At 68.4% G+C, this 25,102-nt stretch carries 18 protein-coding genes; 11 read left to right on the forward strand and 7 right to left on the reverse strand.

All coding sequences use genetic code 11. The features are described from left to right. Window positions 1-54 precede the first annotated feature (54 nt). Genes AAD027_RS15215 through AAD027_RS15265 form a run of 11 tightly spaced genes read left to right on the forward strand, consistent with a single transcriptional unit; the run spans window position 55 to window position 16,320 of the window. Window positions 55-1,188, forward strand: coding sequence for a hypothetical protein (locus tag AAD027_RS15215; protein WP_341726875.1), 1,134 nt, complete (start codon window positions 55-57; stop codon window positions 1,186-1,188). A gap of 13 nt (window positions 1,189-1,201) precedes the next feature. Then, a complete protein-coding gene (locus AAD027_RS15220) occupies window positions 1,202-3,142 on the forward strand; it encodes a type VI secretion system Vgr family protein (RefSeq protein WP_341726876.1) in 1,941 nt (646 codons plus the stop codon). A gap of 3 nt (window positions 3,143-3,145) precedes the next feature. After that, window positions 3,146-3,682 carry a DUF6931 family protein gene (locus tag AAD027_RS15225; RefSeq protein ID WP_341726877.1) on the forward strand — a complete coding sequence of 179 codons (537 nt, stop codon included), beginning with the start codon at window positions 3,146-3,148 and terminating at the stop codon, window positions 3,680-3,682. A gap of 13 nt (window positions 3,683-3,695) precedes the next feature. After that, window positions 3,696-5,024 (forward strand): type VI secretion system-associated FHA domain protein TagH, encoded by a 1,329-nt coding sequence (gene tagH / locus AAD027_RS15230; RefSeq protein WP_341726878.1) that lies wholly within the window; start codon window positions 3,696-3,698, stop codon window positions 5,022-5,024. A 37-nt stretch (window positions 5,025-5,061) separates the two neighbouring features. Next, window positions 5,062-6,399 (forward strand): type VI secretion system baseplate subunit TssK, encoded by a 1,338-nt coding sequence (gene tssK, locus AAD027_RS15235; RefSeq protein ID WP_341726879.1) that lies wholly within the window; start codon window positions 5,062-5,064, stop codon window positions 6,397-6,399. A 2-nt stretch (window positions 6,400-6,401) separates the two neighbouring features. Beyond that, window positions 6,402-7,709 (forward strand): type IVB secretion system protein IcmH/DotU, encoded by a 1,308-nt coding sequence (gene icmH, locus AAD027_RS15240; RefSeq protein ID WP_341726880.1) that lies wholly within the window; start codon window positions 6,402-6,404, stop codon window positions 7,707-7,709. Window positions 7,710-7,714: 5 nt separating this feature from the next. Then, entirely contained in the window at window positions 7,715-11,284 is a 3,570-nt protein-coding gene (tssM, locus tag AAD027_RS15245) for a type VI secretion system membrane subunit TssM (RefSeq protein ID WP_341726881.1), read from the forward strand. Then, window positions 11,281-12,012 (forward strand): type VI secretion system-associated protein TagF, encoded by a 732-nt coding sequence (gene tagF / locus AAD027_RS15250; protein WP_341726882.1) that lies wholly within the window; start codon window positions 11,281-11,283, stop codon window positions 12,010-12,012. The genes tssM and tagF overlap by 4 nt, the downstream gene beginning before the upstream one ends. Then, window positions 12,012-12,746 carry a PP2C family protein-serine/threonine phosphatase gene (locus AAD027_RS15255; protein ID WP_341726883.1) on the forward strand — a complete coding sequence of 245 codons (735 nt, stop codon included), beginning with the start codon at window positions 12,012-12,014 and terminating at the stop codon, window positions 12,744-12,746. Before tagF ends, AAD027_RS15255 begins: the two co-directional genes overlap by 1 nt. Continuing rightward, the gene (locus AAD027_RS15260) at window positions 12,743-16,012 is read left to right on the forward strand and encodes a bifunctional serine/threonine-protein kinase/formylglycine-generating enzyme family protein (RefSeq protein WP_341726884.1); all 3,270 of its coding nucleotides are present in this window, start codon (window positions 12,743-12,745) and stop codon (window positions 16,010-16,012) included. Before AAD027_RS15255 ends, AAD027_RS15260 begins: the two co-directional genes overlap by 4 nt. Next, window positions 16,009-16,320 (forward strand): hypothetical protein, encoded by a 312-nt coding sequence (locus AAD027_RS15265; RefSeq protein WP_341726885.1) that lies wholly within the window; start codon window positions 16,009-16,011, stop codon window positions 16,318-16,320. Before AAD027_RS15260 ends, AAD027_RS15265 begins: the two co-directional genes overlap by 4 nt. A 102-nt stretch (window positions 16,321-16,422) precedes the next feature. Here the strand turns inward: AAD027_RS15265 and tssA are convergent, their stop codons facing one another. The 7 genes from tssA to AAD027_RS15300 all read right to left on the reverse strand — a co-directional run bounded on the left by tssA (window position 16,423) and on the right by AAD027_RS15300 (window position 24,947). Then, the gene (tssA, locus tag AAD027_RS15270; RefSeq protein ID WP_341726886.1) at window positions 16,423-17,463 is read right to left on the reverse strand and encodes a type VI secretion system protein TssA; all 1,041 of its coding nucleotides are present in this window, start codon (window positions 17,461-17,463) and stop codon (window positions 16,423-16,425) included. Window positions 17,464-17,496: 33 nt separating this feature from the next. Next, window positions 17,497-18,420, reverse strand: a complete 924-nt coding sequence (locus AAD027_RS15275) for a LysR family transcriptional regulator (protein WP_341726887.1) — start codon at window positions 18,418-18,420, stop codon at window positions 17,497-17,499. Window positions 18,421-18,451: 31 nt separating this feature from the next. After that, window positions 18,452-20,107 (reverse strand): glutaminase A, encoded by a 1,656-nt coding sequence (gene glsA / locus AAD027_RS15280; RefSeq protein WP_341726888.1) that lies wholly within the window; start codon window positions 20,105-20,107, stop codon window positions 18,452-18,454. Window positions 20,108-20,121: 14 nt separating this feature from the next. Then, complete coding sequence (locus AAD027_RS15285; protein ID WP_341726889.1) at window positions 20,122-20,736, reverse strand: cupin domain-containing protein; 615 nt, start codon at window positions 20,734-20,736, stop codon at window positions 20,122-20,124. 85 nt (window positions 20,737-20,821) lie between these two features. Then, a complete protein-coding gene (locus AAD027_RS15290; protein WP_341726890.1) occupies window positions 20,822-23,269 on the reverse strand; it encodes a two-component system VirA-like sensor kinase in 2,448 nt (815 codons plus the stop codon). Continuing rightward, window positions 23,266-24,192, reverse strand: a complete 927-nt coding sequence (locus AAD027_RS15295) for a cytochrome-c peroxidase (RefSeq protein ID WP_341726891.1) — start codon at window positions 24,190-24,192, stop codon at window positions 23,266-23,268. The genes AAD027_RS15290 and AAD027_RS15295 overlap by 4 nt, the downstream gene beginning before the upstream one ends. A gap of 23 nt (window positions 24,193-24,215) precedes the next feature. After that, on the reverse strand, window positions 24,216-24,947 hold the full coding sequence (locus AAD027_RS15300; RefSeq protein WP_341726892.1) for a response regulator: 732 nt from the start codon (window positions 24,945-24,947) through the stop codon (window positions 24,216-24,218). Between the last annotated feature and the right edge of the window lie 155 nt (window positions 24,948-25,102).

The following is a 25,102-nucleotide window of genomic DNA, read 5'->3' on the forward strand; positions in this document are numbered from 1 at the left end:
GCGCCAGGCGCGCGCCGGCGCCCTGGACCACAACAATCATCAAGGGAGGTTTCCATGTCTACGGCAATGACGATCTTCTGCCACGGCACCAAGTCCTACTCCGACGAAGTCAAGCTCAAAGGCGCCAGTCGCAAGGAGTACGGCGAAGAGGAGAAGGAATTGGTGTGGGTGCTGGAGAAGCACTATCAGATGCCCAGCGATCGGCAGGGCCACACCTTCAATGGCGGCAAGCTGCTCCTGCAGGGCGTGGGTTCCCTCAACGATCCCACCAGCAATCGGATCGTGCAGGCCGGCGATGGCCTGCAGGGCAATACTGGCTCGAGCTGGCCGGTGACCCGTCTGTTCAACATGGCCTGCGGCAACGGCATCGGCCGCAACATCGAGAAGGCGATCACCTTCCTGGAATACATGGTCGACCACAACCAGCGGCCGACGTGCATCAACATGGTGGGCTGGAGCCGCGGCGGCGTGACCTGCGTGCGCCTGGCCCAGGCACTGCACCGGAACAATAAGCTCAATGGCATCGAGGTCAATATCTTCGCCGGCGACCCGGTGCCCGGCGCCTTTCGGCACGACACCTGGGGACTGTCCAAGGAGTACGCGATCACGCCCAACGTGAGGCGGTACCTGCAAGTGATGGCGATGCATGTCGGCGGCCTCAAGGGAAGAGGGTTCAAGCCGCTGATCCCGGCGGTGGTCGCTCCCGCAGTGACCGTGGCCGGGGTGCTGCCGATGCCGGGGAACCACAGCCAGGTTGTGAAGGCCAAGGATTCCCCGGGCGAAATCACCCTGGACATGGCCATCCGCTTCCTGCGCATCTGCGGCAGCGAGGGAGTGAGATCGGAATTCCTGACATTCGCGCTCACCAAGGAGGATGTGTATCGCCTCTACCAGGAGATCTCCGAGTCCGTCAGCAACGACGACGGCACCTATGGTCAGCCGCGCCCGTCGGGCATCATCGGCGCGATCAAGAGCCGGGTGAGCTACACCCGAGACGCCGCCGCGGCCGGAGTGGGGGCGTGGGGCTACATGGCGCCCAGAGCCGTAGGCGCGGGCCAGGATGGCGATGCGTATCCCCGCTATGTGAACGACCACCATCATCTGATCGGCTACCTGCTGGGCAAGCCGGGAGGCGGGCCGATCATGGAGCCCAGGCTGCGGGCAATGCTCAACCAGATGTACACCTAGGCCCGTCGACGCCATGGCACACGCCATCACATTGAAGTCCGACCTGGGCGATGGCCTGCTGTTTGTGCGCATGCAGGCGCACGAGCGGCTGGGTCACGACTTCCGGTACGAGCTGCGCGCCATCAGCCAGGACAGCACGGTGGACCTGGGTGCGTTGCTGGGCAGGCCGATGTCGGTCACGGTCAAGGAAGCGCAAGGCTACACCCGCCACTTCCACGGCATCGTCGCCGAAGCGGCGCAGGCCGGCTTCCAGGTGATCCAGGACCTGCGCTACGCCGTGTACGAAGTGACGCTGGTTCCCAAGCCCTGGCTGCTCAGGCACGGGAAGGACTGCCGCATCTTCAAGAACCAGAGCGTGCCGGAGATCGTGCGCACGGTGCTGGCCGAAATCGGCTACACCGATGTCAGGCTCGGCCTGGGCGGCAGTTATCCTCCGCGCGAGTACTGCGTGCAGTACCGCGAGAGCGGCTTCGACTTCATCAGCCGGCTGATGGAGCAGGAAGGCATCTATTACTACTTCACCCACAGCGCGGCGACGCACACGATGGTGCTGGCCGATGCGCTGGGCGCGCACGCCGCGGCGCCCTCGTTCGAACGGATCCCCTATTGCCCGCCCGGGCAGAAGGGCAGTCGCATGAAGGACTCCATCACCGACTGGGAAACGGCGCGCAGCATCGATTCGAACCGGGTCCAGCTGACCGACTACGACTGGCTGAGGCCGAAGGCCTCGCTGCTGGCTACGGAGGAAGCGCCCGATGCCGTGGGCGGTTCCGGCATCGGCGACCTGGACGTCTTCGATTATCCGGGCGAGCACGTCACCGTGGCCGATGGGCAGCGCTACGCGCGCGTGCGCGCCGAGGCGCTGGGCGCGGCGCAGTCGCAGTACCGCGGCCATACCGACGCCTGCGGCCTGGCCGTGGGCGCGCTGTTCACGCTGAAGGATTTCCCGCTGGCCGAATACAACCAGGAATACCTGGTCACCCAGACCGAGATCGAACTGGTCGAGGTGGACTACGTCTCCGGCGACGCGGCCGCGCGGCCGCCTTTTTCCTGCCGGTTCACCGCGCTGCCCAGCCGCCAGCCGTTCCGTTCGCTGCCGACCGCGCCCAGGCCGGTGATCGCCGGCCTGCAGACCGCAGTGGTGCAGGGCGATACCGCCGAGGACATCGCGGTGGACAAGTACGGCCGCGTGCAGGTGACCTTCTTCTGGAACGCGCCGGACAAGCCGAAGGCGCAGACGTCGTGCCCGGTGCGGGTGGCGTCGAGCTGGGCGGGCAAGCGCTGGGGCGCCGTGCAGATCCCGCGCGTGGGCCAGGAAGTGGTGGTGAGTTTCCTGGAAGGCAATCCGGACCGTCCATTGATCATCGGCAGCGTCTACAACGCCGACAACATGCCGCCCTACGCACTGCCGGAAAACAAAACCCGGAGCGGGGTGAAGAGCCGCAGCCACCTGGGCGGGGCCGAGGACTACAACGAGATCCGCTTCGAGGACAAGAAGGGCAGCGAGGAACTGCTGCTGCACGCGCAGAAGGATCTCCGCCACGAGGTGGAGAACGATCATTTCGCCACCGTCGACGGCAACGAGACCGCCGAGATCAAGCGCGAGCGCACCCATACCATCGGCGGCGACGACACCCTGAAGGTCGGCAGGACGCTGCGGATCGAGGCCGGCAGCGAGATCGAACTGGTCACCGGCGCGGCGCGCCTGGTGATGAAGCGAACGGGCGAAATCGAACTGAGCGGCACCCGCCTGACCTTCGATGGCCAGGTGAGCGTGGACATGAATGCGGGCGTCATGACGAACATCGGCGCGGGCGCTAACCTGACGATCAAGTCGAACGCGGCGCTGCTGGTGAACGCCAACGCCGCCGCCGTGGTCCGCTCGATGGGCGGGTTGCTGTTGAACGCGACCGGTCCGGCGGTGCTGAAAGGCCTGCCGCCGATCATCGGCTGACCCATGGACGCGACGATCATCCTGGCGGCCGCGCGGCAGATGCGGATCCCGGCCGTGGCATTGGCCTGCATCGGACAGACAACGATGCCGCATGAAGCGGTGCGGGCACTGGTCGCCGCTGGCCATCGGCAGGCGGCGCTGGAGTTGCTGATGCGGCTGCTGCCCAAGCGCTACGCGGTGGCCTGGCTGTGCCAGTGCGCACGGGCCGAGCCCCTCGACACATCCGATCGCGAGGGCGTGACCCTGGCCGAGGCCTGGACGAAGGAACCCACGGAGCCGCATCGGCGGGCGGCGCTGCGGCTTGCGGCCGAACGCGACTACGGCTCCGTCGGCGCCTGGATCGCGGCGGCGGCGGGCTGGTCCGGCGGCAGCCTCAGCGAAGAGGGACAACCGCCATCGCCCGCGCCGGACCATCTGACCGCCATCGCCGCGACGGCGGCGGTCAACGGCCTCGCGGCGCTGGACACCGCGCGGTTCGAGGACCGGCGCGACCGCTTCATCGGCGATGCGCTCGGATTGCTGGACGGCCCGGCCCATTGAAGGAAACAGGATCATGGATTCCAACCACAGCCTGACCCTGGTGGTGCAGGGACAGCCGGCCGAGCGGTTCGGCAGCCGCGGCAGCCGGCGATTCGACGCCTGCGATGCCAGCATCGGCCGCGCGGAGACGTGCGACTGGGTGCTCAACGCCGAGGGCGTGTCGCGGCTGCACGCGACCATCCGCTATCTCAACGGCCTGTACTTCATCGAGGACCGCAGCACCAACGGCATGCTGCTCAACGGCGCGCCGATGGGCAAGGGCGATCCTTCGGCGCTGAAGGACGGCGACCGGCTGCAGATCGACACCTTCGAGGTGGCGGTCCACCTGCGCGCGGACGAAGACGCGCGCAGCACCGAGGCGTCGCGCGCGCCGGTCGTCGCCGCAGTGGAGACCGGGCCATCGCGGAATGCACTGCCTTGGCCGTCGCTGGCCGGTTCCGTACCGATCACCGATGGCGACGCCGGCGCGGCGCCGGACATCGATATCGGCATCGGTGGACTGGAGAGCGATGCCGAGCTGGATCCGCTGGTCCATCTGAAGGCGGTCGATGCCGTCGCGACCGGACCCGCCGACCACGGCTGGAACCATTCGCCCGGCATCGCCGATGTGTTCCGGCCGCCGTCGCCGGGCAGCGTGGCGGCCGAGCCGGTGCTTCCGGAAAACTGGGACCGCACCCGCAGCCAGTTCACCGCCGCGCAGTCGGCGCCGTCCGCCGCACCGGTTGTTCCCTTGCCGGTGCCGCCTGCTGCGGAGGCCGAGTCACCGCAAGCGGCCGCTGCGCCGGTCCGCACCGTCGCCGCCGATGTTCCGCAGCCCGCGGCGCAACCGCTGGACGAACTGTTCCGGATCGTCGTCGAAGGCGTGATGGATGTGCTGCGCGCGCGCGCGGAACTGAAGAACAGCTTCCGCCTGCCGGTCACGGTGATCCAGCGCACCGAGAACAATCCGCTGAAGTTCGCTCCGACCGCCGAAGAAGCGGTGGAGCGGATATTGGCCGCACCCAACCGCGGTTTCCTGTCCGGCGCCGCCGCCCTCGAAGACGCGATGGACGACATCCGCCACCACCAGGTGGCGCTGCTGGCCGGCGTGCGCGCGGCGTTCGACGGGTTGATGGAGCGGCTCGACCCCGCCCGCTTCGAACCCGAGGACGGTGGCGGATCGCGCTGGGCGGCGTTCGCTGCCAGGAACCGTGCCTGGGATCGCTACAAGGATCATTACCGGGACCTGCTCGCCGACCCGGACGAATGCTTCCGCCGGCTGTTCGGCGATGAATTCGCGCGCGCCTACGAAGAACAGCTGGCGCTGCTGAAGTCCGCGCGCCCGGCGCAGCAGCAGCGCTAGCGCCCGCGCGCAACGAAACCCCCACAGGTAAGAAGAGATGACGCAGCACAACAAAGTGGTATGGAGCGAAGGCCTGTTCCTGCGCCCGCAGCATATGCAGCAGCAGGAACGCTATCTGGAGCGGTTCGTCGAACTGCGCGCCGGCGGCCTGCGTGCGCACGCGTGGGGGTTCGAGCAGCTGGAACTGGAACGGGACCTGCTGGCCATCGGCAAGCTGGGCATCAAGCGCGCGCGCGGCGTCTTCCCCGACGGCACGCCGTTCTGCATTCCCGACGACGACCCGCCGCCGCCGCCGCTGGACGTGGACGCCGATTGCCGCGACCAGATCGTCTACCTGACCCTGCCGCTGCGTTCTTCCAGCCAGCCCGACAGCGCCTGGCCGGACGCGCAGGCCGAACGGCTGTTCCGCTTCCGCGTGCGCGAAACCGAAGCGCGCGACGCCTCGGGCAGCATGGAAGGGTCGGTGCCGCTGGAAGTCGGCGGCATGGACAGCCGGCTGTCCACCGAATCGCAGCCGCGCGAGGGCCTGGTGCAGATCCCGCTGGCGCGCATCGTCGAATGCCGCGCCGATCGGCGGGTGGTGCTGGACGACGCCTTCATTCCCAGCGTGCTGCGCAGCCAGGCCGCGCCGTGGCTGGCGAACCTGCTGTCGGAACTGCTGGGCCTGCTGCACCAGCGCGGCGAGGCCCTGGCCGGCCGGGTGACCGCCACCGACCGTGGCGGCGCCGCGGAGATCGCCGATTTCCTGATGCTGCAGGCGATCAACCGCTACCAGCCGGTGGTCGCCCACCTGGCCGAATCGGCGCTGCTGCATCCGGAGGATTTCTACCGCCTGCTGCTGGCGATGGCCGGCGAACTGGCCACCTTCGCCGCGCCCGGCAAGCGCGCGCAGGCGTTCCCGCCGTACCGGCACGAGCGGCTGCGGGAGAGCTTCGAGCCGGTGGTCGCGTCGCTGCGCGCCAGCCTCAGCGCGGTGATGGAGCAGACGGCCGTCGCCATCGCGCTGCAGCAGCGCAAGTACGGCGTGTGGGTGGGCGTGGTCGCCGACGCCGCGCTGCTGGACGACGCGATGTTCGTGCTGGCGGCGAAGGCGGACATGAAGTCCGAGGACGTCCGCCGGCAGCTGCCCGCGCAGTCGAAGATCGGGCCGGTGGAGAAGATCCGCGACTTGGTCAACCTGCAGTTGCCGGGCATCGGCGTTTCGCCGATGGCGGTCGCGCCGCGGCAGATTCCCTACCACGCCGGCTACCTGTATTTCGAACTCGACAGGCACGCCTCGCTGTGGAAGACGCTGAAGACCTCGGGCGGCGTCGCGCTGCATTTCGGCAGCGGCTTCGCCGGGCTGGACCTGCAGCTCTGGGCGATCAGGAAGTGACCATGAACGGAATCGATGCGTCCGGCGCGGCGCCGGACGACGCCACCGTCGTGCGCCCGCGATCCGGTGAAGTGCCACCCAGCGTCGCCGCGGAAACGCGCCCGCCGCCGCATGCGACGGCCGGCGAAGACTTCGGCGCACTGCCCGAAGGCGGGACCAATCCGCTGGTGCGCGCGGCCAGCCCGCTGCTGTTGCTGGCGACGCAGTTGCGCCAGAGCGCGGCGGCCCCGCGCGATCCGCAGCAGCTGCGCGAACAGGCGGTGGCCCATCTGCGCAGTTTCGAAGGCCAGGCGCGCGCCGCGCGCCTGGATGCGCAAACGATCATGGCCGCGCGCTACGTGCTGTGCACGCTGGTCGACGAGGCGGTGCTGAACGCGCCGTGGGGAGAAAGGACCGGCTGGGCGCAGAAGACGCTGCTGGTGGCCTTCCACGGCGAAGCCTACGGCGGCGAGAAGTTCTTCGACATCCTGGACCGGCTGTGCGCGGATTTCCCGCGCCATGTCGACCTGATCGAGATGATGTACCTGTGCCTGGCGCTGGGTTTCGGCGGCCGCTACCTGGTCGAGCCGGGCGGCACGGCGCGGCTGGCCGACCGGCAGGAGGATCTGTACCGGCGCATCAAGGCGCAGCGCGGAGCGGACGCGCAGGCGCTAGCGCCGCACTGGCGCGGCATCGAGGACCGGCGCAACCGGCTGGCCCGGCACGTCCCGCTGTGGATGGTCGCGCTGGCGGCAGCCTGCGCGCTGCTGGTGGCGTTCCTGTACTTCAGCGCCAGGCTCAACGCGCTGTCGTCGCCGGTCAGCGCGCGGCTGGCGCGGATCGGGCTGGAAAACCTGGCGCCGCCACGGATGAACATCGCGCCGGCGCCGGCGAAGCTGCGGCTGAAGCAACTGCTGCGGCAGGAAGAGCAGGCCGGCCTGCTCAGCGTCGACGAAACCGCCGACGGCCAGGCGACGGTGCGCATCGCCGCGGCGGAAATGTTCCCGTCCGGCGGCGTTGAAGTCGCACCCGCGCAGGCGCTGTTGCTGCAACGGATCGCGCTGGCGCTGGACCGGGTGCAGGGACGGGTCGTCGTGGTCGGCCATACCGACGATCAGCCGGTGCGTTCGCTGAAGTTCAAGGACAACTACGCGTTGTCTTCCGAGCGCGCGCGCAACGTCGCGCAACTGCTCGGCCGCGGCCTGGCCGATCCGCGCCGGCTGGAAGCGAGCGGCGCCGGCGATTCGCAGCCGGTGGCGACCCCGCCGGCACTTCCCGCCAACCGGGCGCGCAACCGCCGGGTCGAGATCATGTTGATTCCGGAGGCATGAAGCGCATGGACAAGCTGTTCGCGTTGTTCAAATCCAGGGAGTTCCTCGCGCTGGCCGGCCTGCTGTTGCTGGCGGCGCTGATCTGGCTGGGCGGGCCGTACCTGGGCATCGGCGATGCGCAACCGCTGGCGAGTCCGGCGCCGCGGCTGGCGTTGATCCTGCTGGCGGTGACGCTGTGGCTGGCCTGCCGGCAGGTCCGGCAGTGGCGGGCTTCAGCCAAGGCCCGGCGCATGGCCGGCGAACTGGGCGGGCAGGACGCGCGGCTGGCCGAAAGCGACACCGACGCCCGCACCGCCGCCGAACGCAGGCAATTGCAGCAGCGTTTCCAGGAAGCGATGGACGTGCTGCGCAAGACCCGCCGCGGCGGACGCGATCTGTACGCCCTGCCGTGGTACGCGGTGATCGGTTCGCCCGGCTCGGGGAAGAGCACGCTGCTGCAGCACTCGGGACTCGAGTTCTCGCTTCTCGACCGTTTCGGCAAGCGCTCGCTCGGCGGCGTCGGCGGCACCCGCAACTGCGACTGGTGGTTCACCGACGAAGCGGTGTTCCTGGACACCGCCGGACGCTACACCACCCAGGATTCGGATGCCATGGCCGACGCCTCGGCGTGGGAGGCGTTCCTCGGACTGCTGCGCAAGTACCGGCGGCGCAGGCCGTTGAACGGCGTGATCGTCACCGTCAGCATCACGGACTTGCTGACGCTGGACCATGACGGGCGGCGCCAGCACGCGCGCACGGTGCGCCAGCGCCTGGAGGAACTGGAGCTTCGCCTGCGCATCGGCATTCCGGTCTACCTGGTGTTCACCAAGTGCGACCTCGTCGCCGGCTTCGGCGAGTTCTTCGACGATCTGGACGCGCGGCAGCGCGGCCAGGTCTGGGGCATGTCGTTTCCCGCGGAACGGACCATCGACGGCGGCGCCGCCGACCTGTTCGGCGCGGAGTTCGACCTGTTGCTGGAGCGGCTGGATGCGCGCGTGATCGATCGCCTGCACGCCGAGCGCGATCCGGCGCGGCGCGCCGCCGTGCTGTCCTTCCCGATGCAACTGCGCATGTTGCGCGAGGCGGCGGCGCAGTTCGTGGAAGGCGCGTTCGCCAGGGACGCCTACGCCAAGCCCGTGCTGCTGCGCGGCGCCTACTTCACTTCCGGCACCCAGGAGGGCACGCCGATAGACCGGCTGTTGACGGCGGTGGCGCGGATCTTCGGCATCGACGCTTCGCGCGCGCACGTGCGCCGCACGCAGCGGCGCACGTATTTCGTCGAGCGTCTGTTGAAGGACGTGCTGTTTCCCGAATCCGGCTTCGTCGGCACCAGCCCGGCGCTGGAGCGGCGCAAGCTCGCGCTGCAGACCGCTTCCCATGCGGGCATCGCGGCATTGACCGTGCTGCTGATGTTCGGGCTGGCGTCCAGCCATGCGCGCAACCGCGACTACACGCTGCAGGTGCGCGAAGCCCTGCGCGCCTATCCGGACCCGGCCCCCCAGGCCGGCGCGCGCACGATCCAGGCGCATTTCGCCGAGGTGCTGCGGCGGCTCGACGCGCTTGCGCAGGTGCGCGGCGCGGCGCAGGCGCACCGCAGGGACGGCGTTCCGCTGTCGATGCGCTTCGGCCTCTACCAGGGAGGCGCGCTGGGCCGCGAGGTCGAGGATGCCTACCAGCGGGAGCTCAACGGCATCCTGCTGCCGGGCGTGGCCGCCGGCTTCCGCGAGGGCTTGAACGAAGCCGCCAACGATCCGCAGATGCTGTACTACTTCCTGAAAGGCTATCTGATGCTCGGCGAACCGGCGCATCGGGACGCTGAGGAACTGGCGATCCTGGCGCGGACGCAATGGCAGCGCATCTTTCCCGACGATCCATCGTTGCAGGACGCGCTGGACACGCATTTCCAGGCGCTGTTGGCCGGCCGCCAGGCGCCGCGCGCGCTGCCGCTGGACACCGGGCGGGTGGAGCAGGCGCGCGCCACGCTGCGCACGGCGGATCTGTCGACGCTGGTGTACGGCGGACTGAAGCTCGCCGGGCCCGATGCCGGCGCCGCACCGGTGCGGCTGGACAGGACCCTGGGCCTGCTGGGCGACGTCTTCCACCGCAAGAGCGGAACGCCGCTGTCGCAGCCGTTGCCGGCGCTGTTCACCCGGCCGGCGTTCGCGGCGCAGATCGACCAGGGCATCGAACAGGCGGTGCAGCGCTTCCTGCGCGACGACTGGGTGTTCGGCGCCGGCCATGTCGATGTGCTGGAGCGATCGCGCCTGTCGCAACAGGTGCTGGCGCTGTACCAGCGCGACTACATCCAGGCCTGGGATGGGCTGATGAACGACTTGCAGTTGCGGCCCGTCGGCAACCTGCAGGAAGCCAGCACCGTGGCGGCGAAGCTGGCAGGGCCCAGCTCGCCGCTGAAGGCGCTGCTGGATCTGCTGCGCGAGAACACCCGCGATCTGCTGCGCGAGCCGCCCGCGGAAGCCGCGGGAGCCGGGGACGGCGTGGCGGCCGCCGTCGAGGCGAAAGTACGGCAGGAAGCCACCCGGCGCAGCAGCGCCCTGGCCCGGCTGCTGCAGGCTTCGGCGGACGGCACGGCCGGCGAGGACATGCCTAGCGAGGGCACGCTCAACCAGGCAAGGCGGGCACCGGACGCGCCCATCGGCGATCACTTCGCCGAACTCAACCGGCTGACCGAAGGCGCGCCCGGCGCGACGCCGCTGGACCGGACCCTGGCCACGCTCGACCAGTTGAGCCGGACGCTGCTGACGGTGGGCGACTTCGGCGACGCGTCGGGCCGGCCCGATCCGGCGCTGCTGATCGCGCGCCAGCAGGCCGAACAGTTGCCGCCGCCGGTGTCGGACTGGATCGCCGCGTTGACCGGCAAGAGCCAGGCGCTGGCGGCCCGCAGCGCCAGCAACGCTCTGGAGGACGGTTTCAGGCAAATCGCCGGCGGCGATTGCGCGTTGTTCGTGCAGGGGCGCTACCCGTTCTCGCCGGACAGTCCGGCCGAGATACCGTTGCAGAATTTCGCCGAGCTGTTCGGCAACGGCGGCCGTTTCGACGCCTTCTTCAAGCAGGCCCTGAGCGGCCGGGTGGATACCGGACGCGCGCAGTGGCAGTGGAAAGCCGACAGTGGAAGCGCACAGGGACCGGCCGCGTTGCTGGCGCAGGCGCAGATCGCCGACGGCATCCGCCAGGCCTATTTCCGCGGCGGAAACCAGCCGGAGGTCGCCTTCACCCTGCTCGCGCCGCAGCTCGGCGCGGGTATCGGCCGGCTGCTGATCGAGGTCGATGGACAGCAGTACGACTATCGGCCCGGCGGCGCGCCGAGCATGGCGATGACGTGGCCGGGGCCGCAACCGGGGCTGACCCGGATCAGCGCCTGGGACGCGGGCGGAAGCGCGTTGCCGATCCGCGAGTATCCGGGCGAATGGGGCTTCTTCCGCGCCCTGCGCGCGGCCGGCCTGAAACGGCAGACCGATCTGCGCTACGCGGCCGGTTTCGATTTCGGTCCGTCGGCCGCGACGGTGGTCGTGCAGGCCGCCAGCCTCAAGCATCCGTTCATGGACACGCAGGTGCGGCGTTTCCGGTGCCCGTCGTGAACGTGCGGTTTCTTCCGCAAGTGGGTTGCTTCGGCAAGCTGCCCGGCGTCGGCGATTTCGTGCAGCGCAGGTTGCCGGCCGCGTTCCTGGACGCATGGGATCCCGGCTTCCAGCAGGCGCTGGCCGCCAGCCGCCGATGGCTGGGAGAACGCTGGCCGGCCGCGTACCACGGCAGCGCGGCATGGCGTTTCGTGCTGCCCGCGCAGGTCTGCGGCGATCGCGCCTGGGCCGGGGTGACCGGCGCGGCGACGGACCGGGTCGGGCGCTGCTTCCCGATGGTGATCGCCGCGCCGTTCGCGGACGGCGACGCCGAGGTTGCGCGGATCTTGGAGAACGATGCCTGGTTCGGGGCGCTGGAAGTCATCCATCGCCAGGCGCAGGCCGCCCCGTTGATCGACGCGCGCGCGTTCGATGCCGCGCTGGCCCGCCTGCCGGGACCGCTTGCGCGGTTTCCCGAGCGATTGCCGACATCGGAGGTGGTCGCCGCATCCGATCGTGCCGGCAGTGTCGACGGCGATCGCCTGCACGGGTTGCCGTCTCTGGCCGCGAACGTATCCGAACGCCGCTGCCTGTGGTGGACGCAGGGCAACGCGGACAGGCCCGCCGACCGGTTCGCGACGCACGGGTTGCCGGACCCGGACACCTATCTGCGGATGCTGGGCACCGCGCGGGATCCGGTGGCCGACCCCGGCGACGATGCGCCGTTCGTTCTTTCCGATCCGGCCTGATGCGCATGGACTATCTTTCCTTCGGCCGGACCGAGACCGGCAATGTCCGTCGCCACAACGAAGACGCGGTGCTGGTCCGTGACGACCTCGGCCTGTGGGCCGTGGCCGACGGCCTGGGCGGCCACACGGCCGGCGACTACGCCAGCGCCCTGATCGTCGAACGGCTGGGCGCGCTGGAGCGCAATGGCAGCGTGCTGGACTTCGTCGATGCCATCGAGGACGCGCTGCGCGGCGTGAACGCCGATCTGCGCGCCGCCGCCGCCGCGCGCCGGGTCGACGTGATCGCGTCCACCGTCGTGGTGCTGGTGCACGACCACGACCTGATGCTGTGCGGCTGGGTCGGCGACAGCCGCGCCTATTGCTTCGAGGACGGCCGCCTGCGCCAGCTCACCCGCGATCACGTGCACGGCGAAAAGGACGACCTGACCCGTTACGGGAACCATGCCGGATCGCAGGCCGGCGCGGGCGCGCTGACCCGCGCGGTGGGTGCGGAGGAACGCCTGTTCGTCGACTGGGTGGTGACCGGCCGGCGGACCGGCATGCGCTTTTTGATTTGCTCCGACGGCATCAACAAGGAATTGTCCGACCAGGAGATAGGCGAGCAATGCGGATCGCACGCGGATCCGCCCGCGCTGCTGGAGCGCCTGTTCGCGATGGCGCTGGCCCGGGCCGGACGCGACAACGTGTCGGCGGTGGTGGTGCGGATTCAGGAACCCGAAGGATCACAACGATGACTAGCCTTGCCGAACTGATCGGCCGCTACCGCGACAACACACTGGAACTGTCCGGCCTGCTGGAGGCGGTGACCGCGCGCGGCGCGCTCCCCGAGGCCGAGCAGCGTGCCGAACTGGCCTGGCTGCAGGAACTGGCCGGGCGCGACGGCATCGATCGCGACACCGTGCGACGGCTGACCGAACACCTGCGCACGCTGCCGCTGCGGCCGCCGCGCGAGGACAGCGACGACGCCACCCGCGTCAGAGCCTCCGCCGGCGATCCCGCCACGCAATCTTCGGCAGTTGCCGATGCGGTGGCGCCGCATGTGCCTGGCGAACCGCCATCCGGCGGCGACGCGACCATCGTCAAACCGTTTCCGGTGCGCCCGGCCAACACGGAGGAAGTGCGCGGAGCCGACGAGGGGACCGGGACCGGTTCCAGCGCCAGCGGCTCGAACCAGTCCAGCTGGCGGCGGATCGCGCGGGCCGAAGGCGGCGACCGCCCCGGCGTCGGCAGGCTGCTGAAGGGACGCTTTCTGCTGGAACGGGAGATCGGCCGCGGCGGCATGGGCGTGGTGTTCCTCGCCCGCGACGAGCGCAAGGTCGAGGCGCGCGATCGCGATCCGTACGTGGCGGTGAAGGTACTGAACGACGAGTTCCGCCATCATCCGGATTCGCTGATCGCCCTGCAGCGCGAATCGCGCCGCGCGCAGCAGCTGGCGCAGGACAACATCGTCCGCGTCTACGACTTCGACAAGGACGGCACCATCGTGTTCATGACGATGGAGTACATCGACGGCTCCGATCTCAGGGCGCTGATCCGCCAGCGCGCGCAACATGGATTGACGTTCGCCCAGGCGTGGCCGCTGATCGAAGGCATGGCGCGCGCGCTGCAGGGCGCGCATGCCGTGGGCATCGTGCACTCGGATTTCAAGCCCGGCAACGTGATGGTCACCCGCGCCGGCGTCCCCAAGGTGTTCGATTTCGGCATCGCCCGCGCCAGCAAACTGGTCGGCGATGCGGCCGGGGAACAGACCGTGTTCGACGCCGGCACGCTGGGCGCGATGACCCCGGCCTACGCCAGCCTGGAGATGCTGCAGGGCAGGGAGCCGTCGCCCGCCGACGACGTCTACGCGCTGGGCTGCGTGGTCTTCGAACTGCTGACCGGCCGGCATCCGTTCGACAAGGCCAGCGCGGAAACGGCGATGAAGGAGGGACGCCGGCCGCCGCCGGTGCCAGGACTGGACAAGCGCCAGTACCGGACCTTGTGCGAGAGCATCGCCTTCGATGGCGACAAGCGCCTGCAAAGCGTCGCGCAACTGGTCGAAGGCCTGCGTCGGCGCAGCCTGCGCGAGCGGCTGGGACCGTATGCGCTGGGCGCGGCGGCGATCGTCGCCGTGGCCGGCGGCGGTGCATGGGCGCTGTCGGGCCATCTGCACCAGCAGCGCACCGCGCAGGTGCTGGAGCGTTTCGGCGACGCGGCAAGCGATCGTTTCCAGAGCGAGGAGCAGGCAAGGCAGGCGCTCAACGATCTGGACGAGGACGAACGGCGCAAACTCATCCTCGATCGCGGCGAGACCATCGAATCCTTCCTGCTGGGCCGGCTGGATCGCTACTGGAATCCGGCACAGGGGCGCGAGAACTACGCCGGCGCGCAGCGGATATTCGCCCTGCGCGATGAACTCAAGCTGTTCTCGCCCAGGCTGGACGCCAGAAGCGGGGACATCGAGCGCGAGCGCGACGATCTGCTCAACACGCTGGACACCGGCCTCAACCGGGCCATCGCCGCCGGCGCCATCTTCGAGGACCAGCCAGGCAATGCCGTCGCCATTCTCGACCGGATCCGCGCGATCGTGCCGGGCAGCGCGCTGCTGAAGAATCCCGAACTCGAACTGAAGTACGACATCGCCATAGGCCAGTCGCTGGACGGCGGCGACATCGAGCAGGCCGGGCGGCGGATCGCATTGGCCAGGCGCCTGTTCCCGGCCTCCGAACGCCTGCGGCAGCGCCGGATCCAGTTGGCCACGCTCACGACCGCGCACGCCGGATCGCAGGATTCGCCGGCGCTGGCGGCCCTGGCGCCGGACGAGGAACTGGTCAAGGCGGAAATCGTCTCGCGGATCGAATCGCTGCGCCGCGCCACCGCCGCCCACGATATCGTCAAGGCGAAGGAGAGCCTGGCCAGGATCGGCGAGTTGCAGCCCGGGCATCCGTTCATCGCCGGGGAAGGCGCGCAGCTGCTGGCCGAGGCCTATCTCGGCCGGGCGCGCGCCGTCTGCCGCAACGGCAGGTGGCGCGATGCCATCCAGGTGATCGCCCAGGGACTGGCGACGGTGGGCGAGCACGCGGAGATGTCCAAGGCCAGGGAACGCTACGAATTCGCGCTGGCCTTGATGGAGGCCCGACGATCGCCGCCGCTCGCGGCTCCCGAAGTGGAGCAACTGCGCAGGCGGTTGGCACGGTTGCGCAATGTCGATCCGGACGGAATGAAGCAGCTCGAGAGCGACATGTCCGCCAAGGGTGGGCTTCCCCAGGGGGCGCTGGACGGGCTGCTGGCGAGCATGGAACGCCAGGGACAGGCGAACCCGCCGGTCGCCGCCGGCGACGGCGCGGCTTCGCGCGCCGGGAATTCCGTGGAGGCAGCCGGCGCCGCTCGCAGGCAAGGCCCCGATCCTTGCGCGGCCCGGGCGCTGATAGGCAGCGGCAGGGAATGCTTCGACACGTTCGCCATCGGTGCCTACGGACCTTCGCTGGTCGTCGTGCCCGGCCGCGGCGGAGGCAGGCCCTACGCGCTGTCGCGCACGGAAATCTCCGTCGCCAATCTCGATCTGTTCTGCAGGAACACGCGCAGCTGCCCGGTGTCGCAGAAGGCGCAGGCGAACGGACCGGCGCGGGATGTGTCGCTGTCGCTGGTCCAGAAGTACGCCCAGTGGCTCAGCGACACCAGCGGCTACGTGTACCGGCTTCCCACCGACGAGGAGTGGCTGCACGGCGCCCGCGCGGGACAGCGCTGGGATGGCGCGGCCGCGGGCAAATGCGCCGATCCCGCCAAGGGCCCCTGGTACACGCAGCAGGCCGACCTGGGCCGCCCGGGCGTTTCCAATCCCTGGGGCCTGGTCGATCTTGCCGGCAGCGTCTGGGAGTGGGTGGCCGATGGCGGCGCGGTGAAGATGCGCGGCGGAAGCTACCGCAGCAGCGGCGCGGAATGCTCGGTGGAAAGCCAGCGCGCCGGCAAGCGGTCCGGCCAGCGCGATGTCGGGTTCAGGCTGCTGAGGGAACTGAAATGATCGAATGGGAGCGCTGGATCAATGTCGCTTTGGACGATCTGGGCCAGGCCCACCGCCAGGGCCGGGTGGACGGCCAGGAATATCGCCGCCGCCGTCGCCGCCTGCTGCTGACGGCGCTGCACTTCCAGAATTCCAGCAATACCGTGAGGCGTGCCATCCGGGACCGGCCCGGACCCGCGCCGCAACCGGTGCCCTGGCGGATCGAATCCACGCTGGCGTACCGCAGGCGCGCGTGGACCGGGCCGTTGCTGCTGTTCGCCGGCGGCCTGCTGTGCGCGACCTGGTTGTGCTGGAAAGTCTGGAAATGAATCCGGCGGACGCCACGCGCGTCCAGCGGGATGCGATGCATGGGATGGCGGTTGGCGATGGCGACTCGCGGGCGTCGCCGGCCGGAGGCGCCCGGTCGATGCTCAGTTCTCGTCGGTCCGGCCCGAGATGACCTGCAACTCCGATATCCCGCCTGGCGCCAGTTCCTTCATCAGATCGACGAAGTTCATGCCGACCAGCCGCTGGGCCCGCCGGAGCAGCAGCGGAACCGGGCTGGAGGGCTCCGACCTGGCGTAGTAGTCGCACAGTTCGTCGAGGCGACGGACGACGTCGTGCGGATTCTCGATGGCGTGACCGTGGCGTTCCGCCGGCGATGGATCGGAACCGGAAGCGTTTCCTGGCAGGGCTTCCTCAACAGAAGCCCGGGGAGTCCTCTGCGCCGCGTGCTGGTCGATGAACCTGTGCAGTTCGCGCACGTCGCGCACAAGCGGTTCCAGATCCGGTCCCGCGCCAGGCGTGTGCATCTCGAAGACGCGGTTGATCGCCTGCGCGTGGTCGAGGGCATGGTCGAGCGCCTCCTTTACCTCGAGAAGATGTTCGAGCGGACACTCCTGGCAGCACGCGTCCATGTCGAGCATGCCGGGCCGCGCTTCCTCGCCGGCCTCTCCCGCGGCGGGCTTGAGCGTACCAGTGGCGATGCGCAGGTCGCGCAGGGAGAAGTGTGCCGGGTGCGCGCCACGGAACAACCTGGTGTTGCGGAAATAGGCCAGCATGCCGGTTGCGCTGCCGATCGCCGCGATCGCGTTGATCCGTTCGGTCGGGTCGCCGTCCTCGTCCTTGTCCAGGACGGGATGAACGTCCTCCCAGAAGCATTCGAGGAATCCGCGGACGAGGCCCAATCCGGCGGACCAGCCAGGCAGGCCATGCACGTTCAACCATGCTGTCGCCACGTGGACCGCTATCCTGAGATCCCTGGTCTGGGCCAGCAGCCGCTCGCCCCTCGCGGCGACGTCGTTCCAGTCCGGCTCTTCGGCGTGCCTGACGCTGTTGCCGATGCCGCGCTCCGGAAGCGGCGACGCGGCCTGCTCCAACGCCAGGAAATCAGGGTGGTACTCCAGGTTGGCGCCGGCCGGCGCCTGTTCGTCGATCGGCAGCAGCAGTGTCTCAATGCCGGGAATCGTCATGGGTAAGGGTCCGGGGAGTGGGAGGCGAGTCAATCAGCAGTTTCCCGTGGTGCCGCATTGGCATGCGTGGACCAGCGTGTCGCGCAGCCAGCGATGGGCGGGATCCTTGTCGCTGCGGCTGTGCCAGGCCATCGCCAGCGACGATTCGGGGATGTCCAGCGGGAGTTCGAAGGTGTCGAACCGGCCATCGAAGGCCTGCAGGAAGCCGACGGGCAGCGTGGCCACCAGGTCGGTGCCATCGAGTATGCCCGGCACCATGTCGTAGCCGGGAACGACGACGGACACCCGGCGCGTCTGTTCCCTCTTCTTCAGGTGCTCGTCCATCATGCCGTTGAACCGGCCGGAGCCGGAGACCAGCACATGGTTGAGGGAGCAATAGGATTCCAGCGTCAACGGCCCGGTTCCGCGCGGATGGTGGCGGCGCTGCGCCATGACATAGCGGTCGGTGGTCAGGCGGCGCATCTTGAGCGCGTCGGGAATGGCCATCGCCGGTCCCAGCAGCAGGTCCACGTCGCCGCTCTCGAATTGCTGGAGCGACCGATCCGCATCCGCGCTGGCCAGCGAAATCCGGAGCGCGGGATTTCCCTGCTCCTGGATCGAATGCACCAGGCGCTGGCCCAGCGTCGCGATGGCGTTGCTGTTGCCCACGATCCTGAATGTCGTCGCCGAACGTTGCGGATCGAAGGCCTGGGTGCGCGCGCCGATGGTTCCCAGCCTGGCCAGCGCTTCGCGCAGGGGCGCGGCCAGGTCGACCGCTTTCTTCGTCGCCACCATGCCGCGCCCCGTTTCGGACGGCACCAGGAGCGGGTCCTTGAACAGCAGGCGCAGCCTAGCCAACTGTGCGGACAGCGCGGGTTGGCTCATGTGCAGCTTGGCCGCGGCGCGGGTGACGTTCTTTTCTTCGAGCAGGGCGTCGAGTGAAACGAGCAGGGGGAGGTCGCTCGGTCTTATGTCCATACAGGGAGGGTGCGTCGGCTTCGGGGGAGGATCATTTCGGACCGGCCTTGGCGAGCACCGGCTTCAGGGACCTGGCGGTGGCGGTCGCGCGGAATGGCCGGCCTGCCGCCGCCTTGAGCCGGGCGACGATGTCGTGATGCATTCCGCGTTCCGCGTCGTCCAGCGGCGTATTGCCCCACCTGTCCAGTTTCACCGCGTCGGCGCCGCGTTCGAGCAGGTACGCGATGGTCTCCGCGCGTCCTTCGCTCGCGGCCAGGTGCAGGGCGGTGCGGCCGTCGTAGTCGGCCCGGTTGATGTCGATGCCGCGCGCCAGCAGGCGCCGCAGTTCGTCGATGTCGCCGGCGGCGGCGGCGGCGCAGAGATACGTGGCCTCGTCCGCGGAAATCTCGGCGCGGGGACGTCGCGGATTGGACAACCCGGAATCCGAGACCATGTCGGAGAACGTGTGGAAATTGAATGCCCGGGTAAGCTGCCGCGAGAATTCGACCCCTCGCACGGAATTCCCGAGCGCGTCGAGTCGCGGGCTCCACAAGGCGATCCCGCACACCCCGGGGATGGTGATGAAGAGCGCGCCGGAGACGCCGGATTTGGCCGGCAGCCCGACGGTGAACGCGTACTCGCCGGAGAAGTCGTACATCCCGCAGGACGCCATCAGCGACAGGCAGTTCTTGACGGTGCCGCTGGTGAAGACGCGTTCGGACGTCAGCGGGCACACGCCGCCGTTGGCGAGGCTGGCGGCGATGACCGCCATCTGCCGGACATCGACGGTGATGGAGCAGCACTGGAAGTACAGATCCAGGGTGCTCTGCAGGTTGGTGTCCGGAGGGAACGCCCCGTTCTCGCGCATGAAATACGCCAGCGAGAAGTTCCGGTCGGCGGTATCCCTCTCGGACAGGAACACGGCGTTGTCGAAACCCACCGGGCGATCGCCGGCCATCGCGCGCCAGGTCTTGATGATCCTGTCGAACCGATCCGCTGAGGAGTTCTGGGGCTCGATGAGGGAGGCGCACATGATGGCGCCCGCGTTGATCATCGGGTTGTGCGGCAGTCCGGCGGAGTTCAGCGTGATCTCGTTGAACGAGCGGCCCGACGGTTCCCGGCCGACGTGCCTGTGCACTTTTTCGGCATCGAGCAAGTCCAGCGCGATGGCGTAGTTGATCGGCTTGCAGGTGGACTGCACGCAGTACGGGGTCGCATCGTCGCCTAGCGAGAACTGTTGTCCGTCCAGCGTGCACACGGCCATGGCGAAGGCATCGGCGTCCACGCGGGCCAGTTGCGGTATGTACGAGGCGACCTCTCCCGTCCGGATGCCCGTGACGTCATCGAATATCTTCTTCAGCGTCGAAGTGAAGAGGTCGAAATCGGGAATGGTCAGGTCCCCGCGCAGGGCGCGGCGGAGCAGGGTGCCGCCGTCCCCGCGCAGCGCGGGAAGCAGGGCGTCGAAGGGCACCGCGTCGGACATGGCGTAGGGCTTGAGCACTCCGCGCAGTGTCGCCAGCCGGGGGTCGTCCGTCGTGAGGCCGGTATGGGCGAGGACGCTTTCGATCTCGGCGCGGGTAGGCGCGTCGCGCCCCTCGCGCAGGAGTCCGTCGTAGAAGCTGCGTTCCTGCGGATACTGCATGGTCTGCGGCTTTTGCATGCCCGGCTTGCTTTCCGGGGAAGCGCTGGTTTCGGTCGTCGTCTGCATGGCACGATCAATGCTCAATCGATGGGATGGAGGAGCCTGCTGTCGTGCTGCCTGGCCACCAGTTCGCGTTCCTGAGGTTTGATCCGGGCCACCTTCACGAAGTAGTCCTCGATTCCACCGGGAGTGAAGTAGGCGAGAACCCGGACTTCCCGCGGGGACGTGTTGGACCAGGCGTGCGGCAGGCCCCTGGGGATCACGACAGTGGTGCCTTCCGGAGCCTCGAAGCGTTCCTTCCCGCACTGGACGACGAGCGTTCCCGCGAGGACGTGCAGTTTTTCGTCGGCGGTGTGGTGCACGTGCGGCGGACAGGACGAGCCCGGCGAGATCCTCGATTCGCACAAGGTGACGGCGGTTCCCGTGCCTTGGCCCGGCGCCCGCAATGTCATGCGCTCGCCCGGGCCGACGTCGAACCAGAAGCTGTCGCGGTCGTACTTGATCCATGCGTGCTGCGGCGGGCACCTTGGGGCGGCAGAGGCATGCCCGGAAGCACTGTCCGGACGCGCCCGGACCGGGGCGGCCGGTGCATGGCCATCGATGCGGTCGATACCGGCGGCGCGGAGCGAGCCGACCGATGCTTCGCTGGAGCCGGATCCGCCAGCGTCCTTCCGGCGTGGGACTGCATAGAGCATGTTCAAGCTCCTCGAAATCGAATGAGAAGCTTAGAGGGGCAGGGCTACGAAGCCATTTCCAAACGGACGATCATGGTTACGATTGTCATCGTCTGTAACCTGCGCGCATCAGTCCGCATCGTTCCATCGCATAGGCGATTTCGGTGGCCTGCGGCGGGCTGCCGATGATTTCCGCCACGCCACTGGCCGATGCCGGGCCCGCATCCAGCGAATCGGTCGCCGTCGCCACGACGATGGGCGTTTCCGGGGCGACCGAATGCAGCGCATGCGCCGCGTCGATGGCCTTCCCGACATTGGACAGATGGATCAGGAACGCGCCGAATCGTTCCGGATCGTGCGCGACCGCGCTCACGGCGGCCTCCAGCCTGAGGTAGCCCACGGGCTCATGGCCGAGCGCCGCCAGGGTGTCCTCGTCGCGTGTCACGCGGACTGGCTCGTCGCCCAGGACGAGGATGGCGCCGTCCATGACGGGACTCGCGGTCGAATCGGCCCGATCGTGCGCGGGAAGCGCCGGCAGCCATATGGAAAAAGTCGTTCCTTCGCCGACACGGCTGTCGACCTCGATGCTTCCCTCGTGTTCGACGACGATCTGCTTGACCGTCGCCAGGCCCAGCCCGGTTCCTTCGCTGCGGGTGGTGAAGAACGGCTCGAAGATGCGCTCGATGGTATCCGCCGCCATGCCGATACCATGGTCGGTGATGGAAATGCGGAGGAAGTCGCGCTGGCCGATGGCGGAGGTGCGCGCATCCTGCAGTTCGATGGCCTCATGGAAAGTCAGGCCGATGACGACCGTGCCCTGCGACGACATCGCGTTGGCGGCGTTCTGGACGAGGTTGAAGACGACCTGCTGGAGCTGTCCCGCGTTTCCCCTGACCAAGCGGTTCTCGCGATGTCCGTCGAACGACAGGCGTACGCCCGACGGCAGCGAGGCGGCGAGCAGGGACACGCTTTCCGTGATCAGGTTCCCGATATCGACGGCCCGCATGATGCCGCGCTGGCTGCGGCCGAAACTCAGTATGCCGTCTATCAGGTCGCGCGCCCGTTCGGCTGCCCGGCATATCTCGAGCAGGTTGTGCTGGGCGGGCAGCCCCGCCGGAATCGCGGCGTAGGCCGCTTCCGCATTGCCCTGGATGGCGCCCACGATGTTGTTGAAATTATGCGAGATGCCGCTGGCCATCACGCCCACCGTTTCCATGCGCCTGGCCCGTTCGAGCCGGCGTTCGAGCCGCAGGGCGCCATCCTCCAGCGTTCTTCTTTCCACGGCCCCCGTGAAGGCGTCCAGCGCCGTTCCCAACAGGTTGAAATCGCCGTATTTGTCGAAGAACGGTCCATCCCGCCGGACGAAGCAGAGCATCGCATCGATGCCCTCCTGCGTCTTCCTCTGTATGCAGAGCCAGTCGCCCGTTTCGCTTCTTTCCAATGGCGATGCCGATGCGGACGCCTTGGCAGTGGGGGACGACAGCAGGACCACTTCGCTCTGCGTGCCGGCGGAGGCCAGGAAGTCGAAGGCGGATTGGAGGGTACGGCGGACCTCGCAGCCGATCCCGCGCGGCCATGCCTGGAGCTGGCTGGGATGAGGGGAATAAGCGAAATAGCCTTCATCCGCCCCCACCCAGGCCGCGAGCTGTTCCAGCGAGGCGCCTATGTCGTGGTTCAGCGATGCCTTGTCGCCGCCTAAAAAACGCGCGGAAACGGCGATCATGGTGCGTCCGAATGCCGAATGCCGGCGCAGCGCGTCCGCGCGATGCTTCAGCAGCACCGCAAGATAGACCAGCGTGAACAGCATCAGCAGGGAGAGCCCCAGCAGCAGGAAGCGGAGGTGCGCCGACCTGGACTCGGTGCGGGTGCGCTGCTCCTTCATCAGCGTCCGGACGGATTCGAATTCCGGCAGGGAGGCGATGGGATGGATCTGCGAAAGGGTGGCGTCGGTGGCGGGAAGGAGATGGATGAGAATCCTGCTGTGGACGATCAGGTTGCGGATCGACGCCGGGTGGTCGCAGCAGAGGGCGACGCGCTGGAGCCGGCGATCCGCTTCCTCGACCGACGCCTGGGTGGCATCCATGGTCAGGCGCTGCATGGCGCTGGCCAGGGCCACGACCGCAGGCGTCGTCTCCCCGTCCGGGGCATCCATGATGTGACGATCGCTCGTGTGCCAGAAGTAGGTCAGCGAGTTGGCCAGCAGCGAATTCTGCGACTTGAAGATCTCCACCTGGTCTTCGTTCCGCTGCGCGACCTTCCGCAGGCGACCGAGCCTCTCCGTCATTTCGGAATCGCCCGCCGCGTGGACATGCAGGCGTTCCAGCGCATGGCGGATCCGGTCGCTTTCCCGGTTCAGGACGTCGTAGTTCTTCAGGAGGCCGGCGCGGGCCTTCAGGATGTCGCGGCCGAGTCCGCTGTCGGCGAGTTCGAGTTCGTCCAGCACCGCCTGCGCGTCGCCGTGGCGACCGGTTTCCTTTTCCAGCACATGCGCCTGCGCCGCCAGCACGACCAGCGTGATGAAGAGCAGGGTGCTCAGGGCGATGGTGAACCTCATCGTCCGGGGACGCTTACTGGCTTCCCGTCATGGAAGCCGGTGAGCGTTTCCAGGAAGGCGGATATGTCGGCGACGTCGGCCGGATCGAGTTCGACCCCCAGTTGCGCGCGTCCCATCGACTCGATGGCCTGGGCCAGCGTCGTGGCGCTGCCATCGTGGAAATAGGGTGCGGTAGCGGCGACGTTCCGGAGGCTGGGAACGCGCAGGCGATCGACGCCGTGAAGTGCCGCCGGCTCGAATATCCCGCTGCGCTGGTAGATGTTCCCGCCCACGTTCGCGCCCTGGTGGCAGGAAACGCAACCCGCGGTCTTGAATGTCCGGTAGCCGCGCAACTCCTGCGGCGTGAGCGCCCTGGCATCGCCGGCGAGCCAGCGATCGAAGCGGCTTCCCGGCGTGACGAGCGACCGCTCGTACGCGGCCAGTGCATCCAGCAGGATGGCCCGGTCGATATCGCGCCCATAGAGACGGCGTGCCGCTTCGGCGATCCGTCTGTCGGCGCGCAGACGGCGCACCACTTCGGCGGTATCGGCATTCATGATGTCGGGGTTGCGCAGCGAGGCGTCGGCCTGTTCTTCCAGCGTGCGGAAGCGCCCCGACCAGTTCAGGCGGAAATTGTGCGCTGCGTTGAATAGGGTGGGAGTGTTCAACTTGAGCGGCGTGCCGCGGGGAGACAGGTGTCGCCGCTGCGATCCGGCGCCGTTGCTGGCGATGTCGTGGCAGGAGGCGCAGGAACGCGACTGGTCGCCGGAAAGGCGGACATCGCCGAACAGCATGCCGCCAAGTTCGACTTTCCCCGCGGACAGGCGTTCGAACGGCAGGACCGGCGTGATGGGTTCGGAATCGCCGGCCGGCTCCCCGGGAAAGGCCGCCACGACCCACAGCGCGCCGAGGATCGCGACGGCTGCCAAGGTGTACTTGCGCATCCGGTTCCGTTCGCTGGAAGCCTTCACAGCAACTCGACCGCAAGCGTGAAGACATAGCCGACGCCCCGCTGGGTGACGATGATCTCCGGGGAACTGGGATCGGCTTCGAGCTTGCGCCGCAGCCGCAGGATCTGCACGTCGATGCTGCGGTCGAAGACATCGTCGTGCACCCGTGTCGCCTGCAGCAGCTGGTCGCGGCTGAGCGGGCGCTTGGGCGATTCCAGGAACGCGAGCAGCAGCGCGTATTCGCTTTTCGTCAACGCAACCTGTTCCCCGGCGGGATTGGACAAGGCGCGGCTTTGGACATCCAGCCGCCAGTCGCCGAACCGGTACCCGCCTGCCTGGGCATGTTGCTGCGCCGTGGGCGTCCTGCTCGCGCGCCGGCGCAGCACGGCGCGGATGCGCGCGGTGAACTCGTGCAGCCCGAACGGCTTGGGAAGGTAGTCGTCGGCGCCCAGTTCCAGGCCCACGACCCTGTCTATTTCGTCGCGGCGATGGCCGGTGATGATGATGACGGGGATATCGGATTGCCGGCGTATTTCCCGCAGCAGGTCCAGGCCGTCTTCCTGCTTGAGCTGCAGGTCGAGTACGACCATGTCCGGCTGGTGGGCGCGCAACGATTCCTCCAGGCCGCGGCTGTCGGCGGCGGTCGATATCTGCATGCCCTGTCCCTTGAGATGGGCAACGAGCACCGAAAGCATGGCGATATCGTCGTCCACGATCAGGATCTTCGGAGGCGAGGACGGTATGTTCATTTTCTTATTGGCTCTGATGCATGGATGCGGTGATGCGTTGAAACGGGATGTGCGGGCCCGGCCGTGCCGAGCGCTGCCCGGGAAGCCATGGAATCGGATGGATCAGGAAGCCCGTGGAACGGGCATGCATGGATCGCCCCAGGGCCGGCGCGCGT

The organism is Pseudoxanthomonas putridarboris (genome assembly GCF_038321125.1).
Classification (GTDB): domain Bacteria; phylum Pseudomonadota; class Gammaproteobacteria; order Xanthomonadales; family Xanthomonadaceae; genus Pseudoxanthomonas_A; species Pseudoxanthomonas_A putridarboris.

Coding starts and splice junctions, on each gene's coding strand:
- glsA (WP_341726888.1), bottom strand. CDS start 20,107: ATGCAGACGACGACCGAAACCAGCGCTTCCCCGGAAAGCAAGCCGGGC.
- tssK (WP_341726879.1), top strand. CDS start 5,062: ATGACGCAGCACAACAAAGTGGTATGGAGCGAAGGCCTGTTCCTGCGC.
- AAD027_RS15260 (WP_341726884.1), top strand. CDS start 12,743: ATGACTAGCCTTGCCGAACTGATCGGCCGCTACCGCGACAACACACTG.
- tssA (WP_341726886.1), bottom strand. CDS start 17,463: ATGACGATTCCCGGCATTGAGACACTGCTGCTGCCGATCGACGAACAG.
- AAD027_RS15290 (WP_341726890.1), bottom strand. CDS start 23,269: ATGAGGTTCACCATCGCCCTGAGCACCCTGCTCTTCATCACGCTGGTC.
- AAD027_RS15300 (WP_341726892.1), bottom strand. CDS start 24,947: ATGAACATACCGTCCTCGCCTCCGAAGATCCTGATCGTGGACGACGAT.
- AAD027_RS15265 (WP_341726885.1), top strand. CDS start 16,009: ATGATCGAATGGGAGCGCTGGATCAATGTCGCTTTGGACGATCTGGGC.
- tagH (WP_341726878.1), top strand. CDS start 3,696: ATGGATTCCAACCACAGCCTGACCCTGGTGGTGCAGGGACAGCCGGCC.
- AAD027_RS15225 (WP_341726877.1), top strand. CDS start 3,146: ATGGACGCGACGATCATCCTGGCGGCCGCGCGGCAGATGCGGATCCCG.
- AAD027_RS15215 (WP_341726875.1), top strand. CDS start 55: ATGTCTACGGCAATGACGATCTTCTGCCACGGCACCAAGTCCTACTCC.
- AAD027_RS15255 (WP_341726883.1), top strand. CDS start 12,012: ATGCGCATGGACTATCTTTCCTTCGGCCGGACCGAGACCGGCAATGTC.
- AAD027_RS15275 (WP_341726887.1), bottom strand. CDS start 18,420: ATGGACATAAGACCGAGCGACCTCCCCCTGCTCGTTTCACTCGACGCC.
- AAD027_RS15220 (WP_341726876.1), top strand. CDS start 1,202: ATGGCACACGCCATCACATTGAAGTCCGACCTGGGCGATGGCCTGCTG.
- tssM (WP_341726881.1), top strand. CDS start 7,715: ATGGACAAGCTGTTCGCGTTGTTCAAATCCAGGGAGTTCCTCGCGCTG.
- icmH (WP_341726880.1), top strand. CDS start 6,402: ATGAACGGAATCGATGCGTCCGGCGCGGCGCCGGACGACGCCACCGTC.
- AAD027_RS15285 (WP_341726889.1), bottom strand. CDS start 20,736: ATGCTCTATGCAGTCCCACGCCGGAAGGACGCTGGCGGATCCGGCTCC.
- AAD027_RS15295 (WP_341726891.1), bottom strand. CDS start 24,192: ATGCGCAAGTACACCTTGGCAGCCGTCGCGATCCTCGGCGCGCTGTGG.